This is a genomic window from Mesorhizobium sp. WSM4848 (assembly GCF_055811375.1).
The window spans coordinates 309954-327669 of the sequence record NZ_JBVVPX010000001.1 but is presented as its reverse complement, the minus strand read 5'-3'; the positions used below and the strand labels follow the sequence as shown (position 1 = coordinate 327669).

General features: G+C 62.4%; 17 protein-coding genes. 7 read left to right on the top strand and 10 right to left on the bottom strand.

Translation table 11 applies throughout. The annotated features are described in order from the left end of the window. Positions 1 to 11 precede the first annotated feature (11 nt). Entirely contained in the window at positions 12 to 890 is an 879-nt protein-coding gene (locus tag AC0L16_RS01530; protein ID WP_473618593.1) for a LysR family transcriptional regulator, read from the bottom strand. An 82-nt stretch (positions 891 to 972) separates the two neighbouring features. Here AC0L16_RS01530 and AC0L16_RS01525 point away from each other — a divergent pair, with 82 nt between their 5' ends. Continuing rightward, on the top strand, positions 973 to 1305 hold the full coding sequence (locus AC0L16_RS01525) for a DUF4242 domain-containing protein (protein ID WP_353843503.1): 333 nt from the start codon (positions 973 to 975) through the stop codon (positions 1303 to 1305). Between the two features lie 145 nt (positions 1306 to 1450). Then, positions 1451 to 2479 (top strand): oxygenase MpaB family protein, encoded by a 1029-nt coding sequence (locus AC0L16_RS01520; protein ID WP_473618592.1) that lies wholly within the window; start codon positions 1451 to 1453, stop codon positions 2477 to 2479. Between the two features lie 154 nt (positions 2480 to 2633). Here the strand turns inward: AC0L16_RS01520 and AC0L16_RS01515 are convergent, their stop codons facing one another. The 5 genes from AC0L16_RS01515 to thrC all read right to left on the bottom strand — a co-directional run bounded on the left by AC0L16_RS01515 (position 2634) and on the right by thrC (position 9525). Then, complete coding sequence (locus AC0L16_RS01515) at positions 2634 to 3041, bottom strand: DoxX family protein (RefSeq protein ID WP_473618590.1); 408 nt, start codon at positions 3039 to 3041, stop codon at positions 2634 to 2636. Positions 3042 to 3317: 276 nt separating this feature from the next. Beyond that, positions 3318 to 6206 carry an EAL domain-containing protein gene (locus tag AC0L16_RS01510; protein ID WP_473618588.1) on the bottom strand — a complete coding sequence of 963 codons (2889 nt, stop codon included), beginning with the start codon at positions 6204 to 6206 and terminating at the stop codon, positions 3318 to 3320. Between the two features lie 2 nt (positions 6207 to 6208). Then, positions 6209 to 6805, bottom strand: coding sequence for a GNAT family N-acetyltransferase (locus AC0L16_RS01505; RefSeq protein WP_023799303.1), 597 nt, complete (start codon positions 6803 to 6805; stop codon positions 6209 to 6211). Positions 6806 to 6820: 15 nt separating this feature from the next. Further along, positions 6821 to 8113: a M16 family metallopeptidase gene (locus AC0L16_RS01500; protein WP_473618587.1), complete on the bottom strand. Its 1293-nt coding sequence runs from the start codon at positions 8111 to 8113 to the stop codon at positions 6821 to 6823. Positions 8114 to 8127: 14 nt separating this feature from the next. Next, positions 8128 to 9525: a threonine synthase gene (gene thrC / locus AC0L16_RS01495; protein ID WP_473618586.1), complete on the bottom strand. Its 1398-nt coding sequence runs from the start codon at positions 9523 to 9525 to the stop codon at positions 8128 to 8130. 127 nt (positions 9526 to 9652) lie between these two features. Between thrC and AC0L16_RS01490 the strand changes: the two genes are divergently transcribed. Then, positions 9653 to 10327 (top strand): hypothetical protein, encoded by a 675-nt coding sequence (locus tag AC0L16_RS01490; RefSeq protein WP_473618772.1) that lies wholly within the window; start codon positions 9653 to 9655, stop codon positions 10325 to 10327. A 137-nt stretch (positions 10328 to 10464) separates the two neighbouring features. On the opposite strand, the gene AC0L16_RS01485 is transcribed toward AC0L16_RS01490, so the two are convergent. Next, a complete protein-coding gene (locus AC0L16_RS01485) occupies positions 10465 to 11154 on the bottom strand; it encodes an HAD family hydrolase (protein ID WP_473618585.1) in 690 nt (229 codons plus the stop codon). Positions 11155 to 11331: 177 nt separating this feature from the next. Here AC0L16_RS01485 and AC0L16_RS01480 point away from each other — a divergent pair, with 177 nt between their 5' ends. Continuing rightward, positions 11332 to 12465 (top strand): DNA methyltransferase, encoded by a 1134-nt coding sequence (locus tag AC0L16_RS01480; RefSeq protein WP_473618584.1) that lies wholly within the window; start codon positions 11332 to 11334, stop codon positions 12463 to 12465. A 6-nt stretch (positions 12466 to 12471) separates the two neighbouring features. On the opposite strand, the gene AC0L16_RS01475 is transcribed toward AC0L16_RS01480, so the two are convergent. Genes AC0L16_RS01475 through mutY form a run of 3 tightly spaced genes read right to left on the bottom strand, consistent with a single transcriptional unit; the run spans position 12472 to position 14655 of the window. Then, positions 12472 to 12852 carry a hypothetical protein gene (locus AC0L16_RS01475; protein ID WP_473618583.1) on the bottom strand — a complete coding sequence of 127 codons (381 nt, stop codon included), beginning with the start codon at positions 12850 to 12852 and terminating at the stop codon, positions 12472 to 12474. A 9-nt stretch (positions 12853 to 12861) separates the two neighbouring features. After that, positions 12862 to 13473 (bottom strand): HAD family hydrolase, encoded by a 612-nt coding sequence (locus AC0L16_RS01470; protein WP_473618582.1) that lies wholly within the window; start codon positions 13471 to 13473, stop codon positions 12862 to 12864. A 45-nt stretch (positions 13474 to 13518) separates the two neighbouring features. Further along, a complete protein-coding gene (mutY, locus tag AC0L16_RS01465) occupies positions 13519 to 14655 on the bottom strand; it encodes an A/G-specific adenine glycosylase (RefSeq protein WP_473618581.1) in 1137 nt (378 codons plus the stop codon). Positions 14656 to 14710: 55 nt separating this feature from the next. On the opposite strand from mutY, the gene AC0L16_RS01460 reads away from it, so the two are divergent. The 3 genes from AC0L16_RS01460 to AC0L16_RS01450 all read left to right on the top strand — a co-directional run. Continuing rightward, the gene (locus tag AC0L16_RS01460) at positions 14711 to 15211 is read left to right on the top strand and encodes a DUF721 domain-containing protein (RefSeq protein WP_091595941.1); all 501 of its coding nucleotides are present in this window, start codon (positions 14711 to 14713) and stop codon (positions 15209 to 15211) included. Between the two features lie 130 nt (positions 15212 to 15341). Continuing rightward, complete coding sequence (locus AC0L16_RS01455; RefSeq protein ID WP_473618580.1) at positions 15342 to 16088, top strand: DsbA family protein; 747 nt, start codon at positions 15342 to 15344, stop codon at positions 16086 to 16088. 117 nt (positions 16089 to 16205) lie between these two features. Continuing rightward, the coding region (locus AC0L16_RS01450; RefSeq protein ID WP_473618579.1) for an AAA family ATPase at positions 16206 to 17716 on the top strand (1511 nt) is incomplete at its 3' end.

The window sequence follows — 17716 nt, the reverse complement described above, 5'->3', positions numbered from 1 at the left end:
GCGATAAACACCTAGCCTGGCCAATTGAACGTCTGGGCAGCTCGGACCATTGCCGCCGTCGCCGGGCTATAGGGCCGGCCCGGAACGCTAGCCAGGGACACCGTGCGTGCCACCGCGGGTTCGATCAGCGGACGCTGCAAAAGTTCAGGCGATGTCACCGAATATTCAGGCATGAAGGCGAAGCCGATCCGCGCCAGCACCATTGATTGGATCCAATCCTCGCGCTCGGAACGAAAGCGGGCATAAAGGCTGACGCTTCTTTCCCGGCACGCACCCATCACCAGGTCCCGCATTTCGCAGGACAGACGATCGACATAGGGTTCTTGAGAGAGATCGACCAACTTGATTGCATTGAGGCTCGCAAGCCGGTGATCCGGCGCGAATACGACGACGTAACGCTCACTGTAGAGATCATGGACGCGGAACGCCGCTCCCAATCCCTCCAGCGGATTGAGAACGGCAACATCGAGATCGCCCTGCTCAAGCCTGTTTTTCAGTTCCTGAACGCTCGCCTCGCTGACTTCAAGTTCGACGCCATGATAGTCGCGCTGGAACTTTGCGAGGAACCGGGCGAGTTTCACATGGCCGATGGTCGACATGACGCCGAGGCGGATCGGCACCTGGTTGAGCAGCCTGAAATTGTCGGCAAGCGTTCTGGTTGCGTGGGCCTCCTGCATGATCTGCTGAAGATGCGGCAGAATGGAGCGCCCGAACTCACTCAGGAGGACGCGCTTTCCCTCGCGGTGGAACAAGGGCGCGCCAAGCTCATCCTCGAGCGTCTTGACCGCTTTGGTGAGCGCCGGTTGAGACACATTGCAATCGGTGGCGGCCTTGGTGAAGTTCAGCATCTTCGCGGCGGCAAGCACGTAGCGAACCTGAAACATCTCCATGGCGAGCCCTCCCGAGGCGGTTCCACGAAACGGCATTGTAATCCTTTCATCGATAACTGTCGGCTATCGATCGATAGAAAAAATGTCGTTCTCTTTCGCCCGCCGCTGCATTCAACTCCTGTGGTCACTGTTCACAGGAGGAGATCTGGAAATGACTGTTTACATGGTGGAACGCGATCTCAAGGGTATCAGCATGGAAGCTCTGGGAGATGCGCAGAAGGCGGCGATCAGCAAAGCCGCCGAGATGACCTCCAACGGCACCGACATCAGCTACCTGCGCTCGACCTTCGCACCGGAGGACGGGCGCTGCATGTGCCTGTTTGACGCTGCCTCCGATGTCGACGTGAAGCGTCTAAACGACGATGCGGGGCTGCCCTATCACAGAATCGTGCCGGCGCTCGATCTTACCCCATAAGGCCAGCGGCCGGGCTCGTGATGGCTATCCGGGCCCGGTGTTCTTGCAGAGTTGCGGCGCGCCAGTTTGATCTTTGGAACGACGGAAGGACCAAGACGTTCGTGCTGCATCCGCCAGCCACACGCGTTGCCAGGAGAGTCGGAGCATGTTTGGCAATTCGGGCACCATTCCTCTGCCTCGCCTGCTTGGGCGTCGTGTGGACACCCTTGCGCAGTCGTTCATGCGCCAGCGGCTCGGATCTCAGATGGACTTCTCGACCCCGCAGGGCGAGCCGGCGCTGTTGCCGCCCAACTCGGTGTCGTGGCGTATTTTCAAGAACCCGGTTGCGCTGTTCATCGGCGGGGTTACGGCGGTGCTGCTCGAATTGGCAGAGCCGCGGGTTCGCGACGCCATTTGGCAGCACAGCACATTCCGCTCCGACGCGCTCCGACGATTACAGCGCACTGGCCTCGCCGCCTTGGTCACGGTCTACGGTCCCCGGACCAGGGCCAAGGCCATGATTGAAGGTGTGGTCAGGATGCATGGGCGCGTTTCAGGCCGAACCAGCGAAGGTGAACCATATCACGCCACCGACCCGGAGTTGCTGGACTGGGTGCAAGCGACGGCCGGGTTTGGTTTCATGGAGGCCTATCACGTCTATGTGCATCGTCTGCATTTCTTTGAACGGGATGCGATGTCTGCCGAGGCTCGCCCCGTGGCGCTTCTCTATGGTGCGACCGGCGCGCCCACGTCGCAGGCCGAGCTTTACGTGCTGTTCGACGTGATGCGGCAAAGACTCGTCGCATCGCCGATCGTCCTGGAATTCCTGCAGATCATGGAAGACGTTCCCGCCTTGCCGGGAGTGGCTCGACCGCTTCAGCGGCCATTTCTGAAGGCGGCTGTCGAGATCCTGCCCCGCTGGGTCCGCAAGCGGTTGGCACTCGGCGACCGCTGGACGTTGAAGCCGTGGGAGCGTGCTTTTGTGAAGACGACGGCTGCAATCTGCGAGAGCATGGTGCTCCCTTCATCTCCGGCCGTCCAGTCGTGCCGTCGCCTCGGTCTTCCCGAGAACTATCTCTATCACCGACAGAAGGCACCCAGACACGAGCAGTACGGTCGCGATCATGCGGGTCATCAAGTTGATGTCCGCATAAGGGAAAGCGACTGGTTGAAAGTGCGGCAATGGCCGCCCTAAGAGAAGCCTGGGCGCGTATCTCGTGTTGGGGAATGTCCAGCGAAGGGTCTGAAAGCGACGATCGGCGGAGCCGAAGCTTCTTATCATTTCGACTTGGCAGGCTGTCGGACATGTTCCGCTGGAAGCCGCCCAGGAAGTTCCCTCGCGACCCTGTTCAGGGCGTCGCGAGGCCGGTCCCGCGACGGGCCGCATCGATGCTCCACGCGCCGCCGCCTGCGAAAAAGAAGTACAGGAAAATGAAACAGTAGAGGATCGACGAGTCGCCCTGGTTGACAACTGGAAAGAAGTTTTGCGGTGCATGCGCCATGAAATAGGCGACCGCCATGTTGCCGGACAGAAGGAACGCGACGGGCCGGGTGAAGAGTCCGAGCGCAAGCAGCGCGCCTCCGATCAGCTCGATCAATGCCTGAAACACAATAAGCCCGGACAGTTGCATCGGCTCGGGAGCGGGCGGAAAGTTGAAGAGTTTTTGAGTTCCGTGCTCCAGAAACAGCAGCGCCGACATGATCCTCATGACGCTTAACCACACCGGAGCCCAGGCAGAAATCTTATCGAAATTCATCGTCTGGCCTCCAACATGACCCGGTGATTCCGGCCAGCAGGCCGCATTATCGCCGGATATTGCTCTTCGCACCGATTTCGCGAACAGGGTATGATGCACAGCGCGAGCCGAAAACCAAGACTCCCAGTTCACAGTCGCGTGACATCCGGTCGTACTATTGATGGAGTGCCGAGCCGCGGGAACTGAGACCTTGCCGATGCGCTCCAGCGGGTGCCAATCGTCAGGCTCATGCCGCCGAAAATGGGCAGCGGTTTTGGGACAACGACATGAACAAGATCAAGCCCGGGTCAACGGATACTGTTCCTTCAGCGTCCTCAGCACCTGATCACCGGGCATCGGCGCGCCGAACATGAAGCTCTGCACATATTCGCAGCCCATCTGGCGCAGTTCGAGCGCGTCGCTTTCGTCCGAAATGCCCTCGGCCACGACCGAAAGGCCGAGTTCATGCGCCATGTTGACCATCGATTTGAGCAGCACCGCGCGTTTCGGTGTCGTGTCGTCGACAAAGCTCTTGTCGATTTTGATCGTGTCGAAGGGAAAGCGCGTCAGATAGGCCAGCGATGAATAGCCGGTGCCGAAATCGTCCAGCGACAGGCCGATGCCAAGCTTCTTCAGCTTGTTCAGCACATGGGCCGTCTGCTCGGGATTGTCCATCACCAGCGATTCGGTGAGCTCGAGCCGGAAGCAGCGCGGCTTCAGATTGGCCCGCGCGATCACCGAGCGAACGTCGCTGACCAGATCGCGGCGGATGAGCTGGCGGCTGGACAGGTTGACCGAAACCGACAGTGGCGCGTCGCCGATCTGCTTTTGCCATCCCGCCAGATCTTCGGCGGCCTGTTGCATGGCGAACAGGCCAAGCTGCACGATCAGGCCGCAGCTCTCGGCGACCGGAATGAAATCGCCCGGCGGGATCATGCCGCGACGCGGATGGTCCCAGCGCAAAAGCGCCTCGAAGCCGGCAACGCTGCCGTCTTCCAGCCGCACGATGGGCTGGTAGGCGAGTGTGAATTCGCGCCGTTCGATGGCGCGGCGCAGGTCGGACTCGAACTGCAGCCGGTCGGTGCCGACGGTGCGGAAGGCGGGTCGGAACGGCTCGATCCTGTCGCCGCCAAAGCGCTTGGCCTGGTGCATGGCAAGCTCGGCGTCCTTGACCATGTCCTCGGCCGAACTCTGCGCCGAGGTCCAGGTGACCAGACCGATCGAGGCGGTCAGCACGATCTCGCGCTTGGCAAAGGTAATCGGATTGTTGATCGCATGCTTGATGGCATCGGCAACGGCTGCGATGCGGGCCGGGTCCTGCTCGGAAAGCAGCATCAGCGCGAACTGGTCGCCGGCAAAGCGCGACAGCGAATCCTTGGGCTTGAGCAGCCGGTGCAGCCGGCGCGCAACAGTGAGCAGGATGGTATCGCCGGCCGAGATGCCGAGCCCGTCATTGACCTGCTTGAACCGGTCGATGTCGATGACGAAGACGGTCGGACGGACCTTCTCTTCCGTGCGCGCGATCGAGATGATCGCCTCCAGCCGGTTCATCAGCAATTCCCGGTTCGGCAAGCCGGTCAGATTGTCGTGCACGGCGTCGTGCAACAGCCTCTCCTCGGACTTCTTCTGCTCCGTCACGTCGACCATCGTGCCGACGCAGCGGATGACCTCGCCGTCCGATCCAATTACCGGCCGGGCGCGCAGCGAAAACCAGTGGTAGTGCCCGTCGGCGCCGCGCAGGCGGAAATCCTGCGACACCCGGCCGCGCCGATGCTCGAGCACCACGTCGAGCGTGGTGCGGAACGTGTCGCGGTCGTCGGCATGGAGCACCGGCAGCCAGTTGCGGGCAGCGCCGCCCAGGCTGTCGGGCGCAAGGCCAAGCTGGATGCTGACATCCGGCCTGGTGACGACGCGGTCGCGCATCACGTCCCAGTCCCACACCGTGTCGCCCGATCCGGCCACGGCCAGCGCCTGCCGTTCGAGATCGGAGAACAGGCCCTGATGCAGCGCGCCACCGGCAAAGGCGTGCTGCATGACGGTGAAGCCGATGAGCAGGATGATGAGGATCAGCCCGCCGCCCAGTGCCGGCTGGGCGATGTCGTTGTCGAGCATGCCGGTGATCGCCATCCACGACCCGCATAGCCACAACAGGACCATGACCCAACTGGGCACCAGCATGATGGCACGGTCGTAGCCGCGTATGCCGAGGGAGATGATCAGGCCGAGGCCGGTCAGCGCGGTGGCGGCGAAGGACAGCCTGGCGATGCCGGCGGCGACCGCCGGGTCGACGATTGCAACGCCGGCGATCAGCAGCAGCCCCAGGATCCAGACCAGCGCGCCGTAGCTGAAATGGCCGTGCCATCGGTTAAGGTTGAGATAGGCGAACAGAAACACTACGAAGGTCGCCGCAAGCGCCACCTCCGTTCCGGCCCGCCACATCTGCTCGTTGCCAGGCGATATTTCCAGGACCTTGTTGAGAAAGCCGAAGTCGATGCAGATATAGGCGAGCACCGCCCAAGCGAGTGCTGCGGTCGCCGGGAACATCGAGGTCCCCTTGACGACGAAAAGGATGGTCAGGAACAGCGCCAGGAGGCCGGCGATGCCGATGACGATGCCGCGAAACAGCGTGTAGGAATTGACCGAATCCTTGTAGGATTCCGGCTCCCAAAGATAGACCTGCGGCAGTTTGGGCGACGCCAGTTCGGCAATGAAGGTGATCACCGTTCCTGGGTTCAGCGTCACCCGGAACACGTCAGCGTCGGGGCTGCTCTGGCGGTCGAGCGCGAAGCCCTCGCTGGGCGTGATCGCCGCTATACGGGTCGAGCCGAGATCCGGCCAGAAGATACCGGAATTCACCAGCCGGAAATGCGGTGCGACGATCAGCCTGTCGAGTTGCTGGTCGGTGGTGTTGGCAAGCGCGAACACCGCCCAGTCGCCGGTCGAGCGCGCATCATTGGCCTCGACCTCGATGCGCCGCACGATGCCGTCCGGTCCCGGCGCAGTCGACACCTGAAAATTCTCGCCCTGGTTGCGGTAGATTTCGACGGCGCCCGAAAGGTCGAGCGCCACATCGTCGCGGGCAATCTTGATCGGTTCGACGGCGAAGGCCGAGGACGCCGCGCAGAGCACGACGATTGCCGTCAGCACAAAGGCGAACAACGACCCGATTCGCAGGAAATTCGTCAAAATCAGTCCTTCGTTTCCGCGCCCGGCGGATCGTCCTCGATCCGGGCGTAGAGGTAGTGGTCCTGCCAGATGCCGTTGATCCTGAGATAGGATCGGAGAAGTCCTTCGCGCCGGAATCCGGCTTTTTCAAGCACGCGGATCGACCGGGCATTGTCGGGAATACAGGCAGCTTCGATCCGGTGCAACCTCAGCGTATCGAAGGCGAAGCGCGTCACCACCTTGACCGCGTCGGTCATCAGGCCACGGCCGCTGTAGCGCTCGCCGATCCAGTAGCCGATATGGCCGCTTTGCGCGACGCCGTGGCGGATATTGCCGAGGGTGATTCCACCGACAAGCTTGCCGTTGCTTTTGTCGAAGATGAAGAAGGCTATGGCCGTTCCCTGCGCATAGTCTTCGCGATAGCGGCTGAGGCGATGCCGCCAGGCCGTGCGGTCGAGCTCGTCGGGGTTCCAGCGCGGCTCCCACGGCTCCAGGAAGGCGCGGCTTTCCCCGCGCAGCACCGACCATTCACGATAGTCGTTGGTCAGCGGCACGCGCAGCGTGACCCGGTCACCCTTCAGTGCCGGCAGGTCACGGCGAAAGAAAGGGAGCGCGAACATGACGCTTTGATGGACTTAGACGGCGAGCTTTCGGGCCGTGGTCTGCGTGCCCGAAAGCGATTCGAGGACCGCCTCATAGGGAGCAAGCGTACCCACCGGTCCGACGGCCGTCAGCGTCGGCTTGGTCGAAAACAGCCGTGACGACAGGTCAGTCAAGCGCTCGACCGTCAGCGCCGACAGCCGTTCCATCAGCTCTTCCTTGGCGATCGGCCGGCCGAACAGAAGCATTTGCCGGGCGATCTGCGAGGCGCGGCTGGCTGGGCTTTCGGCAGACATGATCAGGCCTGCACGGTACTGGGCGCGTGCCCGGTCGAGTTCCTCCTGCAGGATGTTCTCGCCGACCTTCTGCAACTCGCCGATGACCACCGGCACCAATTCGGCGATGTCGCTCTGCCCGGTCGCGGCATGGACGCCGAATATGCCAGTATCGGAAAAACCCCAGTGGAAGGCATAGACCGAATAGCACAGCCCGCGCTTTTCGCGGACCTCCTGGAAAAGACGCGACGACATGCCGCCGCCAAGGATCATCGACAGGACCTGCGAGGCGTAAAAGTCGCGTACATGATAGGCGCGGCCCTCGAACCCCAGCACGATCTGCGCGTCCATCAGGTCGCGGTCCTCGCGGAAATCGCCGCCGACATATTGCGCATATTGCGGCATGGTGTTGTCGGACTTGCTGCGGAAACCGCCGAGATGCTTCTCGACCTCGCGTACGAAATTGTCGTGCTTGATGTCGCCGGCGGCAACGATCACCATGCGCTCGGCGCCATATTGCCGTTCGATGAATTTGTGCAATTGCCTCGAGGTGAAGGATTTGACGGTTTCCGGCGTGCCGAGGATGGAGCGGCCGATCGTCTGGTGGCGGAACGCCGTCTCGGTGAAATGGTCGAAGACGACGTCGTCGGGTGTATCGTGTGCGGCGCCGATCTCCTGCAGGATCACATGCTGCTCGCGTTCCAACTCTTGCGGGTCGAACTCGGATTCCTGCAGGATGTCGGACAGGATATCGACGGCCAGGGGCACGTCGTCGCTCAGCACCCTGGCATAATAGGAGGTGGTCTCGACACTTGTGGCGGCATTGATCTCGCCGCCGACATCCTCGATTTCCGAGGCGATCTCGAAGGCGCTGCGCCTTCTGGTTCCCTTGAACGCCATGTGTTCAAGCAGGTGGGCCATTCCGTGCTCTTCGCTACGCTCATTGCGGGCGCCTGATTTGATCCAGGCGCCAAGAGCGACGGATTCGAGGCTTGGAAGGGTTTCGGTGGCGACTGTCAGGCCGTTCGACAGACGGCTTACCTCAACACCCATATAGCTGATACTCCCTAACTTGCCGCCCGCGTGTGGCGGCTAACATAATCTTCCACCATTTTCAGGTCGGATGGAAGTACCGTGTATTTTTCCTCTGAAGTCATCAACCCGCCTAGCCATGCGGGCAGGGCAGGCGACACGCCGCTGGACGCTTCGACGGCGGCCGGGAACTTTGCCGGATGGGCGGTGCCCAGCACCACCATCGGCACGGCATTGGTCGCCTTCGCAACCGCAACGTGCATGGCCGCGGCCGTGTGCGGGTCGAGCAGATAGTTGCTGGCTGCGAGCGTCGAGCGGATCGTGGCGGCGACTTCGTCCATGGTCGAGCGGCCGGCGTCGAATTCGGAGCGGATCCTGGCGATCTCGCCGGCTTCGATGGTGAAGGCACCGGACTGCTTGAGGCCGCTCATGTAGCGCCGCACGGTCGCGGCGTCGCGGCCGGCCGCCTCGAACAGCAAGCGCTCGAAATTCGAAGAGACCTGAATGTCCATCGACGGCGACGTGGTCGAAAAGACGCCTTTCGTGCGGTACTCGCCGCTCGACAGCGTGCGCGCCAGAATGTCGTTGTCGTTGGTAGCGATGATCAGCCGCTCGATCGGCAGCCCCATCTTCTTGGCGGCGTAGCCGGCGAAGATGTCGCCGAAATTGCCGGTCGGCACCGTGAACGAAATCGGCCGGTCGGGCGCGCCGAGCGACAGCGCCGATGAGAAGTAATAGACGATCTGGGCCATGATGCGGGCCCAGTTGATCGAATTGACGCCGGACAGCGATACTCGGTCGCGAAAGCCGTGATCGTTGAACATGTCCTTCACCAGGGCCTGACAATCGTCGAAATTGCCTTCGACCGCCAGCGCATGGACATTTGCGGCGATGGACGTCGTCATCTGCCGCTGCTGCACCGGCGAGACCCGGCCGTGCGGGAAAAGAACGAAGATGTCGGTGCGGTTGCGGCCGGCGAAGGCATCGATGGCGGCCCCGCCGGTATCGCCGGAGGTAGCGCCGACAATGCTGGCGCGCTGGCCGCGTTCGGCAAGCACATGGTCCATCAGCCGGGCGAGAAGCTGCATGGCGACGTCCTTGAAGGCAAGCGTCGGGCCATGGAAGAGTTCCAGAACGAACATGTTCGAGCCGGTCTGCACCAGCGGGCAGACCGCCTCGTGACGGAACGTCGCATAAGCTTCGCGCACCAGGCGCTCGAACACCGGCATCGCGATCTCGCCGCCGAGAAACGGCGACAGCACGCGGATGGCGAGGTCGGGATAGGCAAGGCCGCGCATGGCGCGGATCTCTGCCGCCGAAAACTGCGGCCAGATATCAGGCACATAAAGTCCGCCATCGCGCGCCAAGCCCGCCAGCACAGCGTCGGAAAATCCAAGCACGGGCGCTTCCCCGCGGGTGCTCACATATCGCATCGTCATGTTCCATTGCTGCCGGGCGGTATTGTCCGCGGCAAAGTGGTTAATTTCCGTATGTGCTCAGTCGCATTTTTGCCGCGCGGTTGATATACGTCACCCGCTTTGCGAGAGGGAAGTGCAGTTCATGGCGTTTCATACATTTAACGGTCGTTTTGTCGCGGGTCTGGCGCTCACCGGCTTTATGCTTACCGCCGCCGGCTGCCAATCAGGCGGCAGTAGCATGCTGGGCTTCGGAAAGAAGGACACGACACCGCCACCACCTCCAGACCCCAAGGTTCTCGCTAGCCAATTGCTGGCCTATTGTCCGAAAGTGACGCTGCGCGACGGCACCGCCTTCTTCAACACCTATGCCAAGGGCAGCCAAAAGCCCAAGAAAAAAGCCGCCGCCCAGGATGCAGAAGCTGCCGCGCTTGACGCGAGCGGCGACCAGCAGGACGATTCCGCCAAGATCGTCTATCAGGCCTCGATCACCGATGTGACCCGCGACTGCAACCGCGCCAACGGCTCGCTGACGATGAAGATCGCCGTCGCCGGCAAGGTCGTTCCGGGACCGATGTTCAGCCCTGGCACCATCACCATGCCGATCCGTATCGCTGTGATGCATGGCAAGGACGTCCTTTACTCGCAGCTTCACCAACATCAGGTCCAGGTTACCAATCCCTCGAGTGCCACCCAGTTCGTCTTCACCGATTCGAACGTTGTCGTTCCCGAGCCCACCGCGCGGGACTATCAGGTGTTCGCCGGCTATGACGAAGGGCCGCCGAAGAAGACCGACAAGAAGGTTGCCGCGGCCGAATAGAGCAATTCCAGGAAAAGTGTGAAACGGTTTTCCGTCCGGAATTGCGCAAAAAAAGAGATAGAGCGGTTCGGCGTTTCTGAAACGATGAACCGCTCTAGCCGCGGCTTTGGAGCTGCGCGTCCATTTGGACGCCTGCTTCACGCATCCGCCGACCATTCCGACAGGGCGGCGATCACGCTTTTCAGCTCCGTCCAGCGGCGGATGACCGTTTCGGCGCCGGCCTCGGTCAGCGCGTCGGCATGCCCGGGATAGCTGTGCGCCGCTCCGGTGAAGCCGATCACACGCATGCCGGCTGTCCTGGCGCCGGTCACGCCGTGCACGGAATCCTCGATGACGAAGGTGTTCGCCGGATCGGCCTGGAGCTTTGCCGCGGCAAAGAGAAACACGTCGGGCGCCGGCTTGGATTTCCCGCTTGGTGTTTCCAGCGAGGAAAAAATCCGGCCGCTGAAAAACGGCAGCAGATGCACCTTCTCCAGCATGAATTCGATCCGCTCGCTGCGCGAATTCGAGCAGATGCAGCGCGGCGCCGTCACCGCGGCCACCGCCTCGTGCACCCCGTCGACGGCGCGCACGTCGCTGCGCAGGCGGCGGTCGACCAGGTCTTCGGCGCGATCGATCAGCGAGGCCTGGAATGGGACGCGGGATTTTTCCTCGACCCGCATCATGATGTCCTTGAAGGTCAGCCCGGCATAGGTTTCGGAAATCTCCTCAGCCGATATCTCGTAACCGGCCGACGTCAAAAGCTCGGCTTCGATGCGCGCGGCGATGATTTCGGAATCGACGAGCACGCCGTCGCAATCGAAGATGACAAGGTCTGGCTGGGCCATCGCGATCCGGAAAGCGGGAGGGAGCAGGCTGAGACGTTTCAGGCCGGCGCGACATACACCAACAGGCCGGCCTTCGCAAACTGCCGCGGTCCGCACCCCCCAGGCCTTCACCGAATATTTACGCTGATCGGTAACCATAACAGGGAGTAAACAGTAACGCGTGCTTTGGGTGTCACAATGTCTGCCGTGCGTCTTCTCGACGAGCTTTCCCATGCTCCCCAGCAATCCGAATGGCTGGATACGATCCTGAAGGGCGATTGCGTCGCCGCACTCGACCGGCTGCCCGAAAAATCCATCGATGTGATCTTTGCCGACCCGCCCTACAATCTGCAGCTCGACGGCGATCTGCATCGTCCAGACCAGTCCAAGGTCGATGCCGTCGACGACGACTGGGACCAGTTCGCAAGTTTTGAGGTCTACGACGCCTTCACCCGGGCCTGGCTGCTGGCGGCGCGCCGCGTGCTGAAGCCCAACGGCACCATCTGGGTCATTGGCTCGTACCACAACATTTTCAGGGTCGGCGCCAAGATGCAGGATTTGGGGTACTGGATCCTCAACGATGTCGTCTGGCGCAAGACCAATCCGATGCCGAATTTCCGTGGCCGCCGCTTCCAGAACGCCCATGAGACGATGATCTGGGCCTCGCGCGATCAGAAGGGCAAGGGTTACACCTTCAACTACGAAGCGCTGAAGGCGTCGAACGACGACATCCAGATGCGTTCCGACTGGCTGTTTCCGATCTGCACCGGCAGCGAGCGCCTCAAGAACGAAAATGGCGACAAGCTGCATCCGACGCAGAAGCCCGAAGCGCTGCTCGCCCGCATCATGATGGCCTCGACGAAGCCCGGCGATATCGTGCTCGATCCCTTCTTCGGCTCCGGCACCACCGGCGCCGTGGCCAAGCGCCTCGGCCGCCATTTCGTCGGCATCGAGCGCGAGCAGGCCTATATCGACGCCGCCAACGAGCGCATCGATGCAGTCCGGCCGCTGGACGGCGCTGCCCTTACCGTGCTTACCGGAAAGCGCGCCGAGCCGCGCGTTGCTTTCGTCAGCCTCATCGACACCGGGCTGATGCTGCCGGGCGCCACGCTCTACGACGCCAAGAAGCGCTGGGCGGCCAGAGTGCGCGCCGACGGCACTGTGGCGGTCGGCGACAGCGCCGGATCGATCCACAAGATCGGCGCGGAGGTTCAGGGGCTGGATGCCTGCAACGGCTGGACCTTCTGGCACTATGAGCGCAGCGGCGGCCTGACCCCGATCGACGAGCTTCGCCGCATCGCCCGCCTCGGCATGGAGCGGGCAGGGGCCTGATAGCCGTCAGCCCCTTTCTTCCAGAATAATTTCGTTCAAATCGCCTTCGGCCATCAAGGTGAGCTGATTGTGAAAACGGGACAGTCCCGAATAGTCGGTGCGAAGCTGAATACGCGCAAATTCGACTGCATCGGCTTCTTCAGCGACCTCGATTCGAAATGCCAGATGCCCAACGCTATCCGTTGGGAAAACAGAGATGTTTAACAGGCCTGGCGACTTCAGCGAAAGCGTCGCTCGCTCAAGGGGGTATGCTTTCAGCGACGTCATGAATTCGCTTATTTCGTTGATTGTGAAATATACGACGCCACGGCCACGAAAGTTACCCTGCACGATATCAACATCGAGCATTGGCCAGTACGGGTCGTAGGTTAAGACAATCCTGCCCATACCGTATCGTCAGAGTTCGATGTCGTAACGCTTAAGGTCCGCCTCGAGCGTCTTTGCGTCAGTGAACAGCACCGACTGCCAGCCGGCCGCCTTGGCGCCGTCGACATTCTTCTGGCTGTCGTCGATGAACAGCGTGGCCGCGGGCTCGAGGCCGAACGCGGCGACGTGATGGTCGTAAATGCCGCGCTCCGGCTTGATCATGCCGATCTCGCCCGAAATGGTCACACCGCGCGGACGGTTGAGAAAGTCGAAACGCTGCCGGGCTTCGGCAAGCGTGTCGGCGGCGAAATTGGTCAGCATGGTGACGTCGTGGCCGCTCTCGATCAGCTTGTCCATGATCTGCACGCTGTCGTCATAAGCATGCGGCACCATCTCGTGCCAGAGGCGGCGGAAGTTGCGGATATTTTCGGCGTGGTCCGGGTGTTCGGCGATCAGCAGCGCCTCGGCTTCTTCCCAGGTGCGGCCGCGATCCTGCTCGATGTTCCAGTCATGCGTGCAGACATTGTCGAAGAACCACTTTCTCTCCTCAGCATCCGGAATGATACGGCTGAACGGCAGGTTCGGATCGTAGTGGATCAGCACTCTGCCGATGTCGAAAACGATGTGGCGGATCTCGGTCATTCTTGTCCTCGTTCAACGCAGTTCAGTGGGGGCGATGTGGGCGATTCAATGTGCGCGCTGCTTCTTCGTCGCGCCCGGTATCGCCGCTTCGATTACCTTTTTCATGACGGTGGGCAGTGCTTCGCCGGAAATTTCGTCGGCCAGCGACCAGAAATGACCCGCTGGGGCGGCGACATCGGTCATCGCTTTGAAGACGTCGAGTTCGAGCGCGAAATGGGTGAAGACATGGCCAATTTTCCCGGCTGGCCGCCAGTTGCCGGGGAAGGGCGCCGCCGCCGCTGTGGTGCCGCCGTCGATCCGCGCGGTCCAGCCGGTCGTCGGTACTTCGGTCATGCCGCCGAGCAGGCCTTTATCCGCACGTTTGCGCAAAAGAACGGCGCCGTCGTCACGTACGGCAACGAAGGCAGCCCCGCGCCGCAATGGTTTCTCACTCTTCGGCAGGCGGACAGGGAAGCGCTCGGGATCGCTTGAAACAGTGGCGCTGCAATCCTCCCGCAGCGGGCACAGCATGCAACGCGGTCGCCGTGGCGTGCAGATCGTCGCGCCAAGATCCATCATTGCCTGTGCGAAATCGCCAGGTCTGGTCGCTGGAACCATGCGCTCGACATAGGTGCGTATGTCCCCCTTGGCTTCGCTCAGCGGCGTGACGATCGAAAACAGCCGGGAAACCACCCGCTCGACATTGCCGTCGACGACCGCGGCGGGCTGGTCGAAGGCGATCGCCGCGATCGCAGCCGCCGTGTAGGCGCCGATGCCGGGCAGCTCTCTCAAGCCGGCTTGCGTATCCGGAAACCTGCCGCCTTGCCGCGCGACGAGATCGGCGCAGGCCTTGAGATTGCGCGCGCGGGAATAATAGCCGAGTCCGGCCCAGGCCTTCATGACATCTTCGGTCGGTGACCCGGCCAAAGCCTCGATGTCAGGCCATTTCTCGACAAAGGCCCGGAAATAGGATTTTACCGCTTCGACCGTGGTCTGCTGCAGCATGACTTCGGAAAGCCAGACCCGATAGGGATCGGGCCGTATGCCGCGTGCCAACTCGCGCGGCGCAATGCGCCACGGCAAGTCGCGGTGATGCGCGTCGTACCAGGCGAGCAGGCGGGACGCGATCTCGCCGCTGTCTCCGGATGCAGCTTTGCCGCTGTCTCCGGATGCGGTCTTGCGGGTCTGGTCGTGCGGTGCCATTGATCTAGGACTGGCCTAACCGATGCATGGTGAAGGTCGTGACTGGAGAACGCACATGGCAGGGAAAAGGCCCTTCGGCAATCCCGTTCCGGTGAGTGATCTCGCAACCCAGATCCTCGATCCGGTGCTGCGCAAGCGAGCCGGCATGTCGATCGGGCTCGTCCAGTCATGGGAGGAGATTGCCGGGCCACGGCTTGCCAGCCGTTCGCGCCCTGAAAAGATCCAGTGGCCGCGCCGCATGCATGAAGATGATCCGTTCGAGCCGGCGGTGCTGGTCATCGCCTGCGAAGGCATGGCGGCGCTTCATCTGCAGCACGAGACCGGCGAGATCATCAACCGGGTCAACGCCTTCCTCGGCTTCAACGCTATCGGCCGGATCAGAATCGTGCAAAAGCCGGTCACGGTTGACAAAGGGCGGCTTAAACCGAGCATCCGGCCGCTGACCGCGGCCGAGAAGGTGAAGCTGTCAGGCACTGTCGGAATGATCGAGGACGATGGGCTACGCGCCTCGCTGGAGCGGCTCGGCGCCACCATTCTCGGTCAAAAGAAAATATAATCTCGCGCTTTCGTGATCGCGTACCCAAGATTTGGCGATTGGAATGGGGACGGCGATGCCTTAATTCGCGCCAACTCTCGCCTTTTCTAGCCTTTGCATTGCAAAATCCAACCATTGTCAGGTGATTCGTATGCCCCGTCTTTTGTCCCGCAGAAACCTCCTGTCGTCGCTGGCCGCCATGCCGGCGGTGGCTCTACTCGCTGCCTGCAGCGACTCGGGCGAGAAAGCCGTGGCAGAGGATGTGAAGCCTGCGGCCCCCGCCGATGCGATGAAGCCAGCCGATCCGTCCAAGCCGGCGGCTCCGGCCGCGGCCAAGGCGCCTGAGGCCCAGGGCACGGTGGACATGGCTGCCTTGCTGAAGCCCGGCGCACTGCCCGACATCCAGCTCGGCAAGGACGACGCGAAGATCACCATCGTCGAATATGCCTCGATGACCTGCCCGCACTGCGCGCATTTCCATGAAACCACCCTCCCGGCGCTGAAGACGAAATACATCGATACCGGCAAGGCCCGACTTATCCTGCGCGAATTCCCCTTCGACCCCAGCGCCGAGGCCGGTTTCATGCTGGCGCGCTGCTCCAAGGACAATTATTTCCCGATGGTGGACGTTCTGTTCAGGCAGCAGGCGAACTGGGCAGGTGTCGCCAATACCAAGGACGCCCTGCTGCAAATCTCCAAGATGGCCGGTTTTACACAGGAGTCGTTCGAGGCCTGCTTGACGGACCAGAAACTTCTGGACGATGTGAGGTCGGTCCAGAAGCGCGGCGCCGATGAATTCAAGGTCGACTCGACGCCGACCTTCTTTATCAACGGGAAGACCTACAAGGGGGCGCTGTCGATTGAGGAAATCTCGGCCATTATCGACCCTCTGCTCTGACGTTTCGGCAGCGCCGAAGCGGCTGCGCTTCGGCGTGCGCGACTCTTTGTTGTGCCGCGGGTTCTTTTCGCAACACCGCGGAACACTTTTGCGGAACCCGCTTATGGGGCGGCGCGAATGAAGTTTTCGCGCCTCCGCCTGCTCGGTTTCAAGTCCTTCGTCGAACCCGGTGAGTTCGTCATCGAACGCGGCCTGACCGGCATCGTCGGGCCGAACGGCTGCGGCAAGTCCAACCTTGTCGAGGCGCTGCGCTGGGTGATGGGCGAAAGCTCGTACAAGAACATGCGCGCGTCCGGCATGGACGACGTCATCTTTTCCGGTTCCGGAACGCGTCCGGCCCGCAACACCGCCGAAGTCACGCTTTTCCTCGACAACAGCGACCGTAGCGCGCCCTCGGCCTTCAACGACGCGGACGAGTTGCAGGTTTCGCGTCGCATTGAGCGCGAGGCGGGTTCGCTCTACCGCATCAACGGCAAGGAAGCCCGCGCCAAGGACGTACAGCTGCTTTTCGCCGACCAATCCACCGGCGCCCGCTCGCCCTCGATGGTCGGGCAGGGCCGCATCGGCGAGTTGATCCAGGCCAAGCCGCAGGCGCGCCGTGCGCTGCTGGAAGAGGCGGCCGGCATTTCGGGCCTGCACACACGCCGCCACGAGGCCGAACTGCGTCTGAAGGCGGCCGAACAAAATTTGGAACGGCTGGACGATGTCGTCGGCGAGCTTGAAAGCCAGATCGAAAGCCTGAAGCGCCAGGCCCGCCAGGCCTCGCGCTTCAAGAACCTGTCGGCTGACATCCGCAAGGCTGAAGCGACGCTGCTGCATCTGCGCTGGACGCTGGCCAAGACGCAGGAAGGCGAGGCGCGCTCGGCGCTGGCGATCGCCACGGCACTGGTCGGCGACCGCGCCGCTGCCCAGATGGCTGCCGCCAGAGAGCAAGGGATCGGCGCCCATCGGTTGCCGGACCTGCGCGACGCGGAAGCCGCCGCCGCTGCCGCCTTCCAGCGCCTGTCGATCGCCAAGACGCAGATCGAGGAAGAAGCGGGCCGCATCCGCGCCCGCCAACTGGAGCTCGACCGCCGGCTCCAGCAACTCGACGGCGACATCGTCCGCGAGGAGCGGATGGTCCGCGACAATGCAGATATTCTTGAGCGCCTCGCCGCCGAAGAAGCCGCGCTCAACACCGAGAACGCCGGCGCCGCCGACCGCGAGGCCAGCACCCGCGCGGCGGTCGAACAGGCGGCGTCGACGCTTGCCGCCAGTGAAGCCAAACTCGCCGGGCTGACCGCCGAACGGGCGGAGGCCGCCGCCTCCCGCAACCAGATCGAACGAACGCTGCGCGACACCGCGGAGCGCCGCGACCGTTTCGCCCGCCAACTCGCCGATGTCGACCGGGAATTGTCCGATATCGCCTCCAGGGTCGCCGGCCTGGCCGATCCCGCCGAGAAGCAACTTCTGGTTGAACAGGCGCTGGCGCTGCTCGAGGAAACCGAAGCCGCGGCGATTGCCGCCGAACAGGCTGTCGCCGGGGCGCGCGCGGCGGGGGGGGGGGGGGGCCCCCCGGGTGGGGGGGGAAAAGGCGGGCGGGGGGGCCTCGCAAACCGCGGCCCCCCCCGGGCGAAAGATCCTATATG

Excerpts from the sequence above, each read along its gene's own strand:
- AC0L16_RS01480 (WP_473618584.1), top strand. The coding sequence starts at position 11,332 with ATGTCTGCCGTGCGTCTTCTCGACGAGCTTTCCCATGCTCCCCAGCAA.
- AC0L16_RS01500 (WP_473618587.1), bottom strand. The coding sequence starts at position 8,113 with ATGGGTGTTGAGGTAAGCCGTCTGTCGAACGGCCTGACAGTCGCCACC.
- mutY (WP_473618581.1), bottom strand. The coding sequence starts at position 14,655 with ATGGCACCGCACGACCAGACCCGCAAGACCGCATCCGGAGACAGCGGC.
- AC0L16_RS01490 (WP_473618772.1), top strand. The coding sequence starts at position 9,653 with ATGGCGTTTCATACATTTAACGGTCGTTTTGTCGCGGGTCTGGCGCTC.
- AC0L16_RS01525 (WP_353843503.1), top strand. The coding sequence starts at position 973 with ATGTCGTTCTCTTTCGCCCGCCGCTGCATTCAACTCCTGTGGTCACTG.
- AC0L16_RS01460 (WP_091595941.1), top strand. The coding sequence starts at position 14,711 with ATGGCAGGGAAAAGGCCCTTCGGCAATCCCGTTCCGGTGAGTGATCTC.
- AC0L16_RS01470 (WP_473618582.1), bottom strand. The coding sequence starts at position 13,473 with ATGACCGAGATCCGCCACATCGTTTTCGACATCGGCAGAGTGCTGATC.
- AC0L16_RS01505 (WP_023799303.1), bottom strand. The coding sequence starts at position 6,805 with ATGTTCGCGCTCCCTTTCTTTCGCCGTGACCTGCCGGCACTGAAGGGT.
- AC0L16_RS01530 (WP_473618593.1), bottom strand. The coding sequence starts at position 890 with ATGGAGATGTTTCAGGTTCGCTACGTGCTTGCCGCCGCGAAGATGCTG.
- AC0L16_RS01485 (WP_473618585.1), bottom strand. The coding sequence starts at position 11,154 with ATGGCCCAGCCAGACCTTGTCATCTTCGATTGCGACGGCGTGCTCGTC.
- AC0L16_RS01520 (WP_473618592.1), top strand. The coding sequence starts at position 1,451 with ATGTTTGGCAATTCGGGCACCATTCCTCTGCCTCGCCTGCTTGGGCGT.
- AC0L16_RS01515 (WP_473618590.1), bottom strand. The coding sequence starts at position 3,041 with ATGAATTTCGATAAGATTTCTGCCTGGGCTCCGGTGTGGTTAAGCGTC.
- AC0L16_RS01455 (WP_473618580.1), top strand. The coding sequence starts at position 15,342 with ATGCCCCGTCTTTTGTCCCGCAGAAACCTCCTGTCGTCGCTGGCCGCC.
- AC0L16_RS01475 (WP_473618583.1), bottom strand. The coding sequence starts at position 12,852 with ATGGGCAGGATTGTCTTAACCTACGACCCGTACTGGCCAATGCTCGAT.
- thrC (WP_473618586.1), bottom strand. The coding sequence starts at position 9,525 with ATGCGATATGTGAGCACCCGCGGGGAAGCGCCCGTGCTTGGATTTTCC.